Origin of the sequence: Actinomadura fulvescens (assembly GCF_039533225.1) — a bacterium.
Lineage (GTDB): Bacteria > Actinomycetota > Actinomycetes > Streptosporangiales > Streptosporangiaceae > Spirillospora > Spirillospora fulvescens.
Genome location: NZ_BAAATD010000004.1, coordinates 710,041 through 724,969, shown reverse-complemented (window position 1 = coordinate 724,969; position 14,929 = coordinate 710,041). Strand labels below are relative to the sequence as shown.

At 69.1% G+C, this 14,929-nt stretch carries 16 protein-coding genes; 8 read left to right on the top strand and 8 right to left on the bottom strand.

The features are described 5' to 3' along the window. Positions 1 to 48 precede the first annotated feature (48 nt). Complete coding sequence (locus ABD333_RS18945; RefSeq protein ID WP_344542604.1) at positions 49 to 1,281, top strand: folylpolyglutamate synthase/dihydrofolate synthase family protein; 1,233 nt, start codon at positions 49 to 51, stop codon at positions 1,279 to 1,281. 133 nt (positions 1,282 to 1,414) lie between these two features. Here ABD333_RS18945 and sigJ read toward each other — a convergent pair whose 3' ends face one another. Next, a complete protein-coding gene (sigJ, locus tag ABD333_RS18940; protein WP_344542593.1) occupies positions 1,415 to 2,284 on the bottom strand; it encodes an RNA polymerase sigma factor SigJ in 870 nt (289 codons plus the stop codon). A gap of 170 nt (positions 2,285 to 2,454) precedes the next feature. Here sigJ and ABD333_RS18935 point away from each other — a divergent pair, with 170 nt between their 5' ends. Next, a complete protein-coding gene (locus ABD333_RS18935) occupies positions 2,455 to 3,912 on the top strand; it encodes an MFS transporter (RefSeq protein WP_344542591.1) in 1,458 nt (485 codons plus the stop codon). A 56-nt stretch (positions 3,913 to 3,968) separates the two neighbouring features. On the opposite strand, the gene ABD333_RS18930 is transcribed toward ABD333_RS18935, so the two are convergent. Together ABD333_RS18930 and ABD333_RS18925 are read right to left on the bottom strand one after the other, a co-directional pair. Beyond that, positions 3,969 to 5,429: a hypothetical protein gene (locus ABD333_RS18930; protein WP_344542589.1), complete on the bottom strand. Its 1,461-nt coding sequence runs from the start codon at positions 5,427 to 5,429 to the stop codon at positions 3,969 to 3,971. 135 nt (positions 5,430 to 5,564) lie between these two features. Beyond that, entirely contained in the window at positions 5,565 to 8,180 is a 2,616-nt protein-coding gene (locus tag ABD333_RS18925; RefSeq protein ID WP_344542587.1) for a valine--tRNA ligase, read from the bottom strand. A gap of 134 nt (positions 8,181 to 8,314) precedes the next feature. On the opposite strand from ABD333_RS18925, the gene ABD333_RS18920 reads away from it, so the two are divergent. The 4 genes from ABD333_RS18920 (at position 8,315) to ABD333_RS18905 (ending at position 11,775) form a co-directional block, all read left to right on the top strand. After that, a complete protein-coding gene (locus ABD333_RS18920) occupies positions 8,315 to 9,310 on the top strand; it encodes a collagen-like triple helix repeat-containing protein (protein ID WP_344542585.1) in 996 nt (331 codons plus the stop codon). Between the two features lie 148 nt (positions 9,311 to 9,458). Next, entirely contained in the window at positions 9,459 to 10,193 is a 735-nt protein-coding gene (locus ABD333_RS18915; RefSeq protein WP_344542583.1) for a hypothetical protein, read from the top strand. A 141-nt stretch (positions 10,194 to 10,334) separates the two neighbouring features. After that, a complete protein-coding gene (locus ABD333_RS18910; RefSeq protein WP_344542581.1) occupies positions 10,335 to 11,162 on the top strand; it encodes a sensor histidine kinase in 828 nt (275 codons plus the stop codon). Next, on the top strand, positions 11,125 to 11,775 hold the full coding sequence (locus ABD333_RS18905; RefSeq protein ID WP_344542579.1) for a response regulator transcription factor: 651 nt from the start codon (positions 11,125 to 11,127) through the stop codon (positions 11,773 to 11,775). The genes ABD333_RS18910 and ABD333_RS18905 overlap by 38 nt, the downstream gene beginning before the upstream one ends. A 213-nt stretch (positions 11,776 to 11,988) precedes the next feature. Here the strand turns inward: ABD333_RS18905 and ABD333_RS18900 are convergent, their stop codons facing one another. The 5 genes from ABD333_RS18900 to ABD333_RS18875 form a co-directional block, all read right to left on the bottom strand. After that, complete coding sequence (locus ABD333_RS18900) at positions 11,989 to 12,168, bottom strand: DUF397 domain-containing protein (RefSeq protein ID WP_344542577.1); 180 nt, start codon at positions 12,166 to 12,168, stop codon at positions 11,989 to 11,991. 47 nt (positions 12,169 to 12,215) lie between these two features. Next, entirely contained in the window at positions 12,216 to 12,401 is a 186-nt protein-coding gene (locus ABD333_RS18895) for a DUF397 domain-containing protein (RefSeq protein ID WP_344542575.1), read from the bottom strand. Positions 12,402 to 12,609: 208 nt separating this feature from the next. After that, a complete protein-coding gene (locus tag ABD333_RS18885) occupies positions 12,610 to 12,780 on the bottom strand; it encodes a DUF397 domain-containing protein (protein WP_344542573.1) in 171 nt (56 codons plus the stop codon). Positions 12,781 to 12,935: 155 nt separating this feature from the next. Further along, entirely contained in the window at positions 12,936 to 13,121 is a 186-nt protein-coding gene (locus ABD333_RS18880; RefSeq protein ID WP_344542571.1) for a DUF397 domain-containing protein, read from the bottom strand. Beyond that, positions 13,112 to 13,918 (bottom strand): helix-turn-helix domain-containing protein, encoded by an 807-nt coding sequence (locus tag ABD333_RS18875; RefSeq protein ID WP_344542570.1) that lies wholly within the window; start codon positions 13,916 to 13,918, stop codon positions 13,112 to 13,114. Before ABD333_RS18875 ends, ABD333_RS18880 begins: the two co-directional genes overlap by 10 nt. A gap of 157 nt (positions 13,919 to 14,075) precedes the next feature. Between ABD333_RS18875 and ABD333_RS18870 the strand changes: the two genes are divergently transcribed. Beyond that, positions 14,076 to 14,525 (top strand): ATP-binding protein, encoded by a 450-nt coding sequence (locus ABD333_RS18870; protein ID WP_344542569.1) that lies wholly within the window; start codon positions 14,076 to 14,078, stop codon positions 14,523 to 14,525. Further along, positions 14,504 to 14,884, top strand: coding sequence for a hypothetical protein (locus ABD333_RS18865; protein ID WP_344542666.1), 381 nt, complete (start codon positions 14,504 to 14,506; stop codon positions 14,882 to 14,884). Before ABD333_RS18870 ends, ABD333_RS18865 begins: the two co-directional genes overlap by 22 nt. Positions 14,885 to 14,929 lie beyond the last annotated feature (45 nt).

Sequence of the window (14,929 nt, the reverse complement as noted above, 5' to 3'; positions counted from 1 at the left end):
GCGCGGCCCGGCCGCGACGCCCGGGAAGGCGCCTGGAACGATGGGCGCGTGACGGCCGACGAGGTGTTCTACCGGGAATGGCAGGCGCGGAACCCGGGCGAGACCCGCAGCCTCGCCCGCGCCCGCGCCTTGGCTGAGGAGCTGGGCCTGCTCCCGGCGGGCGTTCCCGTCGTGGTGGTGGTCGGCTCGAAGGGCAAGGGCACGGCGGCGACCTACGCCTCCGCGTTCCTCGCCGCGGCGGGCCTGCGCGTCGGCACGGTGACCAGCCCGGGCCTGCGCGGCGACCGCGATCGCATCCGCGTGAACGGGCAGGCGGTCGGCGAAGCGGAGTTCGCGTCCCTGGCCGAGCGGCTGGATCGGGCCATCGGCGCTCTGCCGCCGCAAACCGACGGCTACCTCGCGCCCACTGGCCTCTTCACGTTGTCGGGAGTCGTGCATGCCCGCGAGTGCGGCGCCGACGTCCTCGTTCTGGAGGCGGGCATGGGCGGGCGGGGCGACGAGGTCTCGCTGTTCGCACCGCGGGTCGTCGCGGTCACTCCGATCTTCGGCGAGCACCTCGGCGTCCTCGGCGACACCCCCGCGGCCATCGCCATCGAAAAGGCCGGTGTGGTGGACGCGCTGACCAGGCGCGTCGTGTCGGCTCCGCAGACCCCGCCGGTCGCGGCCGCCCTGGAACGAACGGTCGAGGCAGGCACAGGCGGGAGGGCACCGGTCGAGTACGTCGAGACCACTGACATCCCACCGGAACACCTGCCCTCCGGGCTCGGCCGCCGGAACGCCGAGGCCGGTTGCATCGCCGCGCTGCGGCTGCTTGAAACCGAGGGGCTCACGCCCCCTGACGCGCAACAACTGAAGGCCGTTCTGTCCACGGTCGTCCTGCCGGGCCGCCTCTCGTGGCACCGGCTTCCGGGCACGGACACCGAGGTGCTGGCCGACTGCGCGATCAACGGCGGTGGCGTGGCCACGGCGCTGGAGACCGCACGCGAACGGTGGGGCGACGTCGATCACGTCGTGCTGTGCCTGCCCGACCACAAGGACGTGGACGGCGCCGTGGCCGCACTCGGCGGGCTGCCGGTGACGTTCGTACGGCTGCCATACGAGCGGCTGCGCTTCACCCGTCCGCTCCCCGCCCACTGGAACGTGATCGACGCCGCCGACCTGACTCCCGGACACCTGGCCGGGCTGGGACGGCACGTCGTCGCCCTCGGCACGGTCTACTTCATCGGCCGGGTCCTGGATCTCGTAGACGCCGACACCGGACATCTCTTCACAACGCCGTAGCGCCGCGACGCCGGCGCCGTTGCCCCCGTGCCTACGGCCCGCAAGAAATATGGAAATGGCTGAATTCCATGCGCCCACCTGAGTGCCACGCGCCCTAGCTGAATGCCAGGCGCCCACTTGAATGCCACACACCCTAATCGTCGATATGCGCGAGCTTGTCGGGGTTGGTAACGGCATAGATACCCCGGACCCTCCGGCCGTCAGGCGTGAGGTCCAGGACGACCACGGCGAACGGGGCGTCGCCCGTGAAGAGCAGTGCCGAGGGGTCGCCGTTGACCTCGCGGTAACGGATACAGAGATCGGGGATGGGACGGAGGGTCGCGTTGGCGCTGATCAGGCGGGCGACCCTGGCACGGCCGTGGACGGGCCGGAGACCGGCGGCCCGGGCCTTGCCGCCGCCGTCCGCCCACAGCGTGACGTCGGGCGCGAGGATCTCCATGAGGGCCGCGATGTCGCCGTCGAGCTGGGCCGCCAGGAAGCGCTCGGTCACTTCCCGCTGCAGCCGGGGATCGGCCTGGTGACGGGGGCGGCGGGCGTGGACGTGCTCGCGGGCACGGTGAGCGAGTTGCCGTACGGCCGCCGGGGTCCGATCGATGATCTCCGCGATCTCGGTGTGCGGGTAACCGAACACCTCGTTCAGCACGAAGACCGCACGCTCCAGGGGGGTGAGCGTCTCCAGCACCACCAGCATCGCCATCGACACCGACTCGGCGCGCAGCGCGGGCTCGGCGGCGTCCGTGGCGTCGGTGACCAAGGGCTCGGGCAGCCAGGGCCCGACGTAGGCCTCGCGGCGGCGGCTGACCGTGGCCCGGCGGGCGAGGGCATGGTTCACGGCGACGCGGACGAGATAGGCGCGGGGATTGCCGATCTCTCCCGTACGGTGCCTCGGCTCCCACGACAACCAGGTTTCCTGGAGCACGTCCTCGGTGTCGGCGACGCTGCCGAGCAGGTTGTAGACCACCGAGAACAGCAGCTCACGATGGGCGGCGAAGACGTCGGTCATGGGGTTCTCCCGTCTGGATGTCTCCCCCTATGAAGGTTCGGGGCGCGGAAACGTGACATCCGGGCGGGCGGTTGTGAGTTACCTCTCACCGGCTCCCGGTGCTGTCACGTTCCGAGGGGCTCACCCGCTCATGGGTCGCGAACGGATTCACACCGAGAGGGCCATCCATCGTGACCACACACAGCCTCGCCACCGGGCGCGGCAAGCTCATCCTGCTTCTGCTCTGCACGGTGGCGTTCCTCGATTTCGTGGACGCCTCGATCGTCAACATCGCGTTGCCCGCGATCCAGCATGATCTCGATCTGTCGGTGCAGAGCCTGCAATGGGTTCCCAGCGCCTACCTGCTCACGTACGGCGGGTTCATGCTCCTGGGCGGCCGGGCGGCGGACCTGCTCGGCCGCCGCCGGATACTCGTCACGGGCACCGTCGTCGTGGGGATCTCCTCGGCCCTGGGCGGCATCGCGGAGACGAGCGAGCTTCTGATCGGCGCCCGGCTCGCGCAGGGCGCGGGCGCGGCGCTGATGTTGCCCGCCGCGCTCTCGCTGCTCACCACCACGTTCCCCGAAGGCGCCGACCGCAACAAGGCGATGGGCGTCTGGGGCGGCGCCGCGGGGCTCGCGTCCGCTGCGGGCGTCTTCTTCGGCGGGCTGTTGAGCTCCGGCCCGGGGTGGCGCTGGGTCTTCTACGTCAACACGCCGGTGTGCCTGATCGTCCTGGCCGCGATCCCGCTGCTGCTCCCCCGCGACGTGCCCGCCTCCAGGAAGCGCGGCTTCGACGTGCTGGGCACCGCGCTGGCGACCGGCGGGATGCTGCTCCTGGTGTACGGGCTGGTCAAGGCACCCGACCAGGGATGGGGAGACGTGCGTACGGTCCTGCAGCTGAGCGTGGCCGCGGTGATGCTGGGAGCATTCGTGATCAACGAGAAGCTGCACCGGAACCCGCTGGTGCCATTGTCGATCTTCCGGGTCCGGGGGCTCGCGGCCGCCAACGTCACGCAGCTGATCGCCGTCGCCGGGTTCCTGGCGATGTTCTTCTTCATCACCCTCTACATGCAGAACGTGCTCGGCTTCGACGAGTTCGAGGCCGGCACCGCGTTCCTGCCGGTGTGCCTCGGCGTCGGCATCGCGGCGGGGATCGCGTCCAAGCTGTTCGGCCGGATCGGCACCCGGCCCGTGATCGTGACGGGCGCGCTGCTCTCCGGCGCCGGCGTGCTGCTGCTCGCCCGGATCCCGGTCGACGGCTCATACCTCACCGATCTGCTGCCGGGCCTGGTGATCATGTCGCTCGGCCTGGGCGCGGTCTTCGTCGGCGTCACCACCGCCGCGAACGCGGGCGTCCCGGCCGAACAGGCCGGACTCGCCGCCGCGCTCCTCAACACCTCGCAGCAGCTCGGCGGCGCCCTCGGGCTGGCGATCCTCACCGCGATCGCCACCTCCCGCACCAAGGACGAGCTCGCCGCCCGCGTTCCCCCGTCCGAGGCATTGACCTCGGGCTTCCAGCGGGCGCTGTTCGTGGGCGGCGTCCTGCTGATCGTGGCCGCCATCGTCGGCCTCCGTACCGCCAACTCACGCGGCGAACCCGACAAGCCCGACATCACCGAGCCTGCCGAGCCGGTTCTGACCGTCTGAACGCGCAGCCGCGGATGGCCAGGTCGCATGGACGGCATCTCGGCGGTCGTGCGCCTCTAGGAGGCCTTCTTCTCCAGGTCGGCCCGCATCTTGGCCATCAGCGTGGCCATCGCGGCCGTGTCAGGTGCAGAGGTCGGCGCGTTGTCGGCGATGACGCCGAACGAGGTGCGTGTCGCCCAGGCGCAGTACACGTGCACATCGGCCAGGACAGCGAACGTGCCGCAGACGCCCTGGCCGCCGCCTCGGCCGGGATTGGCCTTGACGGTGGCGATGGCGGTGCTGGGCCGGGACTTCCTGAGGAACGCGTCGGGGTCTCCGAGGTCTCCCGTGCCGCCGTAGAAGACGACGTTCTGGGGGGCCATCGGGCTTCCGGCGTAGACGGCTGCGACATTGCGCGGAAGTTCGGCACCGGCGGCCCGTACACCCGCCTGGACGAACGGGTAGGCGGCGGTAGCCGCGGCGGGCTCAGGGCTCTTGGTCAGGCCGCCCGCCGTGGGCACGATCGCGATGGCCCGCGTCAGCTTGGGCGGGGACGCCGAATCCCCGTCGAGCCTGGAGTAGAGCACCCCGGCGGCGATGAGGGCGAGCAGGCAGATCCCGGCGCTCAGGGCCGTGCCGATCAGCAGGCCGCCGCGGCTGCGCCGTTTGGCCTCGTACGGCGCGGGGAGCGGCGGAGCGGGTCCGTCGACCGGGCCGTCCGGCACGACCTGCCAGCCACCCGACGTCAGGGCGTCCGGCACCCGGTGCTCGGGCAGGGGTGGCGGGGCTTGGACGGGCAGGATCGGCAGCGGGCCGGACGCGTGCCCGCCGTCCATCAGCGTCGCGGGCGGTCCCGGCACCGGCCCCTCGGCGACCTTCACGTCAGGCGCCGACATCCACCAGGGCTCGCCCCCGTAACCACGGTCACCCCGCTCGTCACGCGAGCCTGCACCCTGCTCGTCGTACGCCCCCTCGACTTGCTCGTCACGCGCCCCTGCACTCTGCTCGCCGCCCGGCCGTTCGCCCCGTTCGTCACGCGGATCTACAACCTGCCCGTCACCCGGACCCGCGCCCTGTTCGCCACGCACCGCCGCGGCCTGCCCGTCACGCGCCGCCGCGAACTGCCGATCACGCCCCGCCGCGACCTGCTCGTCGCGCGATTCCGCGACCTGCTCGTCGTACAAGCCCGCGGCTTGCTCACCGCGCGGCCTCGCGGGCTGCTCGCGCGGGCGTTCGACCCGTTCGTCGCGCCAGCCTGCGACCTGCACGTCACGCGGGCCCGCGGCCTGTTCGTTGCGCGGGCCTGCGGCTTGTTCGTTGCGCGGGGCTGCGGCCTGTTCGTCGGGCGGGGCTGCGATCTGGTTGTCGCGTGGGCCGTCTCGGAAGTCGTCGTGGAGGAGTTCGAGGTCCGGCGGTACGTCGGGGGCTTCGACGTCGTCGATCATCTGCGGCAGGACCCGCGGAGCGTCCAGGTCATCGTCACGTTCGACGTCCTCCGGAGCATCCGGCAGGTCGGGTTCGGCGACCGAATCCGCCATCACACCCCCACATCCCACCCAAAGCGCAGTCGATCAGAGAGATCGTAGCCTGGCGCGCACGCAAAGCCGCCCTGTTCGGGACAGAGCGGCCGAAATGACACCGCCGGGGCCTCGCGCGCTCGTTCGCCCGCCGGGTCAGGCGGCGGGCAGGGCCGCCAGTTGCGCCTCCAGGCGCTGGATGTCGGCCTCGGCCTGGGCGAGGCGCTCGCGGTTCTTCGCCACGACGGCCTCGGGGGCCTTGGCCATGAACGCCTCGTTCCCGAGCTTCTTGCGGGCCTGGTCGACCTCCTTGCGGGCGGCGGCCAGGTCCTTGTCGAGGCGCTTGCGTTCGGCCGCGACGTCGATGGCTCCGGCGGTGTCGAGCTGGACGGTCACGCCCTCGACGGGAAGCGACGCGGTCGCGGCGAAGCCCTCGCCCGGGACGGTGAGGCGCACCAGCGAACGGATGCCCTCCTCGTGGCCCGCGAGCGGCGAGCCGCCGAAGTCGAGCGCGGCGGCGACCTTCTGGCCGGGCTTGAGACCCTGGTCGGAACGGAACCGGCGGACCTCGGTGACCAGCCGCTGCAGCGACTCGACGACCTCGGTGGCGTCCTTGTCGAGGAAGTCTTCGGCAGCGGTGGGCCAGGCGGCCGTGACGAGGGTTTCCGCGCCGGTCAGCGAGGTCCAAAGCTCCTCGGTGACGAACGGGGTCACGGGGTGGAGGAGGCGGAGGAGCGTGTCGAGCACCTCGCCCAGCACGCGGCGGGTCGCCTCGGCCCGTTCGTCGTCGAACTGGACCTTGGAGAGCTCCACGTACCAGTCGCAGACCTCGTCCCAGGCGAAGTGGTAGAGCGTCTCGCACGCCTTGGCGAACTCGTAGTGCTCCAGCTGGTCGTCCACCTCGGCCACCACCGTCTGGAGGCGCGACAGGATCCAGCGGTCGACGGTCGTCAGCTCGGCGGGCGCGGGCAGCGGGCCGCGCACGTGCGCACCGTTGAGGAGCGCGAACCGGGTGGCGTTCCACAGCTTGTTGCAGAAGTTGCGCGAGCCCTGCGCCCAGTCCTCCGCGACCGGGACGTCGCCGCCCGGATTGGCGCCGCGCAGGAGGGTGAAGCGGGTGGCGTCGGCGCCGTAACGGTCGATCCAGTCGAGCGGGTCGACGACGTTGCCGAACGACTTGGACATCTTCTTGCCGTGCTGGTCGCGCACCATGCCGTGCAGGGCGATGGTTGAGAAAGGCACGGCGCCGTCCATCGCGTACACGCCGAACATCATCATCCGGGCGACCCAGAAGAAGAGGATGTCGTAGCCCGTGACCAGCACGGACGTCGGGTAGAAGCGCTGGAGGTCGGACGTCTCGTCCGGCCAGCCGAGCGTCGAGAACGGCCACAGCGCCGACGAGAACCACGTGTCGAGGACGTCGGTGTCCTGCGTCCAGCCGGCGGGCGGCTCCTCGTCGGGCCCGGCACAGAACGTCTCGCCGTCCGGCCCGTACCAGACGGGGATGCGGTGGCCCCACCACAGCTGGCGGCTGATGCACCAGTCGTGCATGTTGTCGACCCAGCCGAAGTAGCGCGCGGCCATCTCCGGCGGGTGGATCTCGACGCGGCCGTCACGGACGGCGTCGCCGGCGGCCTTGGCCAGCGGCGCGACCTTGACGAACCACTGCAGCGAGACGCGCGGCTCGACGACCGTGGCGCAGCGCTGGCAGTGGCCGACCGCGTGCTCGTACGGGCGGACCTCCTTGACGATCCGGCCCTCCTCGCGGAGCGCGGCGACGACCGCCGGGCGCGCCTCGAAGCGGTCGAGCCCCTCGAACGGGCCGTGCGCGGTGATGACGCCGCGTTCGTCCATGATCGTGATCGAGGGCAGCGCGTGCCGGCGGCCGATCTCGAAGTCGTTGGGGTCGTGCGCCGGAGTGACCTTGACGCAGCCCGTGCCGAACTCGGGGTCGACGTGCTCGTCGGCGACGATCGGGATGCGGCGGCCGGTGAGCGGCAGCTCGACCTCGGTGCCGACCAGGTGCTTGTAGCGCTCGTCCTCGGGGTGGACGGCCACGGCGGTGTCACCGAGCATCGTCTCGGCGCGCGTCGTCGCCACCACGATGTCGCCGGAGTAGCGGATCGAGACCAGCTCGCCCTCGCGGTCGGAGTGCTCCACCTCGATGTCCGACAGCGCGGTCAGGCAGCGCGGGCACCAGTTGATGATCCGCTCGGCCCGGTAGATCAGACCGTCGTCGAACAGCCGCTTGAAGATCGTCCGTACGGCGCGGGCGCGGTCGTCGTCCATCGTGAACGCCTCGCGCGACCAGTCGACGCTGTCGCCGAGCCGCTTCATCTGGCCGAGGATGCGGCCGCCGGACTCCGCCTTCCACTGCCAGACACGTTCGACGAACGCCTCGCGGCCGAGGTCGTGCCGGGACTTGCCCTCCTTGGCCAGCTCACGTTCGACGACGTTCTGCGTGGCGATCCCGGCGTGGTCCATGCCCGGAATCCAGGCCGTCTCGTATCCCTGCATACGGCGCCGGCGGATCAGGGTGTCCTGGATCGAGTGGTCCAGGGCGTGGCCCATATGCAGCGAGCCCGTCACGTTGGGCGGCGGGATGACGATGGAGTATGCGGGAGCACCCGGATTCCGAGCAGCGTCCGCGGCGAAGTAGCCTGCGGATACCCAGCGTTCGTAGAGCCTGCCCTCGACATTCGCCGGCTGGTACTGGGTGGGCAGATCGACGTCGGCGGCGCCCTGGCCGCGCTCATTGCTGGGCTGAGTCACGGGACCGGATTCTACGGGGCGCCGACAGGTAGAACATGCCGCCCTCTGGGTGCGTCAATAGAAGCAGAACCAGCCGGTGCGGCTTCCTCCCCGGACCCCGAGGCGGGATCCGCTCCGGTGGCTGAGGAGATGACATGAGCGGTTGGAACCCCCCGCCGGGTCAAGGCGGTCCGGGCGAGCAGGGCGACCCCGGTGGCTATGGCCAGCAGCCACCACAGCAGCCGGGCTACCCGTCACAGCCGTCGTCGGCGTACGGCGGCGGGCACGTTCCGCCTGACGGGTACGGGCAGCAGCAGCCCGGCCAGTACGGGCAGCCAGGCTCGTACGGCCAGCCAGGGCAACCGGGGCAACCCGGCTCCTACGGGCAGCCAGGGCAGGCTGGGCAACCCGGCTCGTATGGCCAACCGGGGCAGGCTGGGCAACCCGGCTCGTACGGGCAGCCTGGGCAACCCGGCTCGTACGGGCAGCCAGGGCAGCCTGGCGCGTACGGGCAGCCAGGGCCGTACGGCCAGCCCGGCCCGTACGGTCCCCCGCCGCGCCGCAAGTCGGGCACGGGCCTGATCATCGGACTGATCGTCGGCGCGGTCGTCGTGGTCCTGGTCGCGGGCGTGGCGGTGTTCATGGCCGTCGGCGGCTCCGGACCCGAGTACACGATCAGCACCCCGCAGTCCGTGGCCGGCATGCAGCGCGACACCTCCACCGAGAACCAGCTCGCGTCGAGCATCCAGGCACTGCGCGGCCAGATGGAGAAGGAGACCGACGGCAAGATCACCTCGTTCCGCTCCGCCTTCTACAAGGACCCGAACGGGACGTCGGCCGGCACCACGCCCGCCGGGGTGATGTTCATCGGCGGCACCGGCGACATCGGCAGCGGCGTCGACGACTTCATCAAGGGCTTCAAGGAGGCCGCCGCCAAGACCGGCGCGCCGACGACCGACGCCTCGCCCGGGCCGAACGGCGGCGAGGCCGCCTGCAGCCAGATCAGCCAGTCCGGTGTGACGATCTCCGAATGCGCCTGGGCCACGAAGAGCTCGTTCGGCGTCGTCGTGCCGACCAGCCCCAACACCTCGATGGCCGCGACGGCCGACATCATGCGCAAGTTCCGGCAGGACGTGGAGACCGAGGAGTAGGCACCGAGCCGACCCCACGAGGACCGACAAGAATCGAAACCGCTCCGCGAGGCGAAACGCGACGGACGCCGCGTACGTCCAACGCATCGGAATCCACCGGGCGAGCCTCCCCCTGAATCGCTCGCCCGGCCCGACAAGGAGCCTTGATATGAGCGGTTGGAACCCTCCTCCGGCACCCGGCGGCCCGCCTGGACAGCCCGGACAGCCCTACGGTTATGGCTACGGCGCGCCACCGCCGATGGCGTACGGGCCGCCGCCGCGGCGGAGCTCGTCGAACGCGGGTTGCGTGCTGGGCGTGATCTTCGCCGCGGTCGCTGCCGTCGTGCTGGTGATCGTCGTCGCCGTCGTGGCCATCAGCATGAACGAGCACACGATCGACACCCCGGCCGTCGCGGGGAGCCGAAGCCGCGACTACGCGGCCGAGACGCGGATGAGCTCGACGATCAGCAGCCAGCGGCGGATCATCCAGCAGGTCACCGGCTACAAGGTCGACACGGTCAAGTCCGCCGTCTACGGCACCGGCTCCGACCGCTACGTCTTCGTCGGCGCCGAGGGCGACTTCGACCCCGACGACCTCGTGCCGAGCTTCCGGCGGGCGGTGGACCGCGAGATGAACTCCAGCCGGTTCAGCACGCTGACGATGCCCATCAGCAACGGCGGCGGCGACGGTAAGGCGGCCTGCGTGAGCATCCGCTACATCTCGTCCACCACCAGCATCCCCTCGGTCTCGACGGCGATGTGCGGCTGGATGACCGGCAGCACGTTCGGCCTCGTCTACCCGGCGGCGGACGCCTCGTCCTCGACCCTCTCGTCCGTCCGGGTCCACAGCACCCTGAGCGTGGCCGCCGTCATGCGCGACCTGCGCGACGACGTCGAGGACTGACCACCCGGACCATGATCAGAATGCGTTTTCCCGTTGCGCTCGGGACACAGGTCACCTGACACCGGGTCACCCCACCGGACAGGGTCGTTCCGGACGGGGGACGGCCCGGTCAGGGCGCACACCTGCGAGGGGAAGGACGGGATGCTACGGCTACTGGCGCGTGCGGCCGGCGTGGCCGGCGCGTTCATCGCGGGGGCGGTGACGGCGCACCTGGCGAGCATCCCGCATCTCGTACGGCTGACCGCGAAGTTCCAGCGCTCCCGCACGCGGATGATCGCCGCCCACGAGGAGGAACGCCGGCGCCTCCGCCACAGCCTGCACGACGAGCTCGGCCCCACGCTGGCCAGCGCCGCCATGTCCCTCGATGAAGCCAGGATCATGCTCGTCACCGATCCCACGCGGGTCGACCCGCTCCTCTGCGAGATCCGCGACCGGCTCGCCGCCGCCGTCGGGGAGGTCCGCGACCTCGCGCACGGGCTGCGCCCACCGGCACTGGACGACCTGGGCCTGGTGGGCGCGATCAAGTCTCTCGCCGAGGGCGCCTGCGAACGGGTCGACGTGCAGTTCGACGGTGATCCCACCAACCTGCCCGCGGCCACCGAGGTCGCCGCCTACCACATCGTCGCCGAGGCCCTCACCAACGTCCGCAGGCACTCCGAGGCCTGCACCGCGACCGTCCTCCTGAGCCGTGACACCGAGCTCCGCCTCATGGTGGCCGACACCGGCAAAGGCCTGCGCAACGGCCACGCCGACGGCGCCCAGCTCCGGCCCCGCGGCGGCCGGGGCCTGATCGCCATGCGCGAATGGGCGGCCGAGGTCGGCGGCGGCTGCACGATCACTTCGCGGGCCGGCGGTGGCACGGTCGTCTCGGCACGGCTTCCCCTCGCCGTGCCGGGTAGCATCGGCCTTCGACCGGCAAAGGCGGACGAACATGAGCGCAGAGGGCATCCGCGTCCTCATCACCGATGATCACCCTGTCTTCCGCCAGGGCCTCAAGGGGCTCCTGACGGCCCTCGGCGTCGAGGTCGTGGCCGAGGCGGAGAACGGGCCCGAGGCCGTCAAGCTCGCCGCCGAACTCCAGCCCGACGTCGTCGTGATGGATCTCCACATGCCCGGCGGCAACGGCATCGAGGCCACCCGCACGATCACGCGCACGAGCCCGCGGATCGGCGTCCTCGTCCTGACGATGTTCCGCGACGACGACTCGGTCTTCGCCGCCATGCGCGCCGGGGCCCGCGGCTACCTGCTCAAAGAATCGGGCGCCGAAGAGATCGCCCGGGCCGTCAGAGCGGTGGCCGCCGGCGAGGCCATCTACGGCCCCGAGATCGCCCGCCGCGTCCTGGCCTACTTCACCGACATGCCCGACCCCCGCCAGGCCGCGTTCCCCCAGCTCACCGAACGCGAACGCGAAGTCCTCGAACTGATCGCCCAAGGCCGCAGCAACCAGGACATCGCCGCCGCCCTCTTCCTGAGCCAGAAGACGGTCCGCAACCACGTCTCCAACATCTTCATGAAGCTCCACGTGGCCGACCGAGCCCAAGCCATAGTCCTAGCCCGAGAAGCAGGCCTAGGCGGCTCCTAACCACACAAAAGCAAGGCCCTCGCTAGCGCTCGGACAGCCCCATTGGGGCTCCCGCCCCAATCCCCAAGCTGGGGGCAAGCCCCCAGACCCCCACCCCTTCAGTGGTACACCCCTCCGCACCACGCCCCAGTGGCAACAAGTCGAGGACCGAGTCCAAGCAAAAGCCCCTCTCTCTGTTTCTTGCGGAGCGAGGGGCCTTTCGTGCTTCCTGCGTCATGAGCTCTTGATGTTGCCCACGAAGCACCGGAAAGCGTCAGGAGCGAAGGTCAGTTTCGAGCCGCTGGGGTCCTTGCTGTCGCGTACTGCGATGACATCCGGAAGAGATGCGATCTCTACGCAGTCACCGCCGTTGGCCGTGCTACGTGATGACTTCCGCCATACGGCCTTAGCCAAATCCGGCTGTAGCCGGGGCTCTTGGCGGACGGGTTTGCTTCTTGCCTCTACAGGTCCAGCTCTGCCCGCTTCACGCGGACCACAAGCTCCGCGAAGCTTTTGACGGACATGGTGAGGTGTCCGCTTTCTGGAGCCCTGGAGTCCCGTACGCCAACCGCCAGGGCGAGGCGCGCCAACTCAACGCAGGCGCCCTGCTCGCCATCGCTGTACGACGACTTACGCCACTCAACCATCTAGGCCCTCTCTGATCTGCCGCAACACGGCCAACGAATCCGGCGCACTCAGCGCCATGTCGCGGCTCTGCTCCAGCCACGTGTACCAGGTGACCCCGACACCGGTCAGCAAGGCGACCTCCTCGCGACGCAGGCCTGGGGTTCGGCGGCGCACACCCGCCGGCGGCAGACCCACGTCCTGCGGCGAGACCTTGGCGCGCTGCGTACCTTAGAGCTTCCGGTGGATGGCCTTGCGCAGATCTGCGCGGGCCGCCAGCAAGATGGCGCCCTGAGGGTCTTTGCTGTCCCGCACAGCCAGGATTTCCTGGAAGCTGGCTAGCTCTACACACTCGCCACCGTTGCTAAGGCTCTGAGATGACTTCCGCCACTTCAATTCCATCGTTGCTCGATCGCCCTTCTCATCAACCCTCGCGACGCTCGCGCAGGTTGTGGTTGCGGGTATACACCACCAGGTCCGCGTCTGGGCCTCTGTCAGAGTGATAAAGCCCCTCGTTCCGTGTTACGCGGAACGAGGGGCTTTATCTGATTCCTGCGTCACGCGTTCTTGATGCCGTCCATGAAGCGCCGGAAGGCATCGTGGCCAAAGGTCAGAACTGGCCCTTGAGGGTCCGTGCTGTCGCGGACCGCGATGATGCTGGGAACCTCGGCAAGTTCAACACACTCGCCGCCCTGTGAAGTGCTGCGTGAAGACTTCCGCCACGTGACGTCGCTCAGGTCCATTTGCGCTCAACCACCTTGTTAATGATCTCTACCGACTCGTCCACATTGTACGCCAGGCTTCGAATCTCCTCCAGCGCCTTATGTATCCTCCCAAGTTCCGCCGACTCTGCAAGAGTAAATCCACGGCCGATCGTCTCGACATAGGCGACCTCAGCCAGGTTGTCTAGCCGGGCGAGCGTGACTGACCCTGCGTTGCCGTCGTGTTCGCCTCGTGCCGGGACGACCTGGATCGAAAGCTGGTCGGACACACGACTCACCAGGTGTAGCAACTGATCGCGCATGATGCCGGGCGAGCCGACTCTGCGGTGCAACACTCCCTCTTCTAGCAGGAGAGTGAACCTAGGCGGGGGAGGTTCGTCCCTCGTCAGGATGGTTTGTCGCTGCATGCGTGCTTCGACATCGGCTGTGTTGCCTCGAAGGATCGCGCCCGCGTACGCCTCGGTCTGCAACAGACCATGCACCACCATGGGTTGCCATGAGATCAGCATGACGGCCTCTGCCTCGACAGGCGCCCAGTCAGACCAATCGGGGAAGGCTAGCGCTTGATCGCTCGCCAGGTCGTCGTAGAGCGAGAGCAGGACCCCGCCAGCCTTCAACAAGCGATCAGCAGTCTCGACGTGGCTGCGCTTCGGTCGTTTCTTACCTCTCTCGACCTGGGAAACGAAAGATGTGGTCACGTCCCAGCGATTGGCGATCACCTCTTGAGTTAACCCGGCTTCGTCCCTACAACGCTTGAGTTGGCGCCCGAATGCCTTGAGGCCGGGCGACGTAGACGCAGGACGTTTAGGGGTAGCCATGATCGCCCTTCGTAACCGAGGTTAACTGAGTTGGACTTCGGTTCCGATGCTAGCAACGTTTTCTTGCAGGTTCCCGGCAGTTGATAGAGACCAGAATTGAACCGTGGCTAGATGGTGACAGGCAGCAACACACCTTCAACCGTCGAAGGTCACCCCGATGATCGACACAGAAACCGGGATAGAGGCTCCACCTCTTTTCCTCGCATCCACCGATAGAGCGGCGTGGGCAGCGCGCCAATACATCAAAGATCAGTTCGCGGCCTGGGGCATCGAGAACGATCCGCAGTCCGGGCTGTCAGCGGATTACACGTCGCGCGTTGTGGTCTCCGAGCTGGTGACGAACGCGTTCCGACATGCGGGCGGTGAGGCGATCATCGTTCGGGTCTCTCTGGAGAAGGCAGCGCGTCCGCTGGGCAAGCGCGGCTACGTCCTGATCGAAGTCTGGGACCCGTCTCCCGTGCAGCCAGAAGCCCTTCCAGTTGACCTCGTGGGCGAGAACGGTCGCGGGGTTGCGATGGTGGCGAGCCTCGCGGAGGCGTGGGGGATCCGTCCGGTAAGCGATAGCGAGGGAGGAGGAAAGGTCGTATGGGCTCGGATGTGCGTCTGAAGCCTCCGGAAAGTCGTCAGCGCCTCTTGTGGTACCGCCTCACGCGCAGGCACGGCAAAGCGATTCGCCTTCTCGATCGTCTCGAAAGGGCCGCGGTCGTCGAAGGGAAAGAGCACCTGCAGTTCGCTGATCACTATGGTCAGTCCCCGCCGGTGCTGGTGGTCGGGCTCCGACGATCCGAAGCGATGGTGTGCGTTACCGCTTCCTTGGCTCCCTACTGGGACGACGAGGTGCGGTGGTGCTACTCCTCAAGACTCGGTGTCGTGCATTCTGCCCAGGACCCCGCCACGGCTCTCAGAAAGCTAGAACTGATCTTGCTGCGGATGAGCGGCGATCAAGCCGGAGGCGTAACGGGTTAACCCCTCCATGAGCGGAGGAGCCTTCGTCGTGCCTTGCGATGGTCA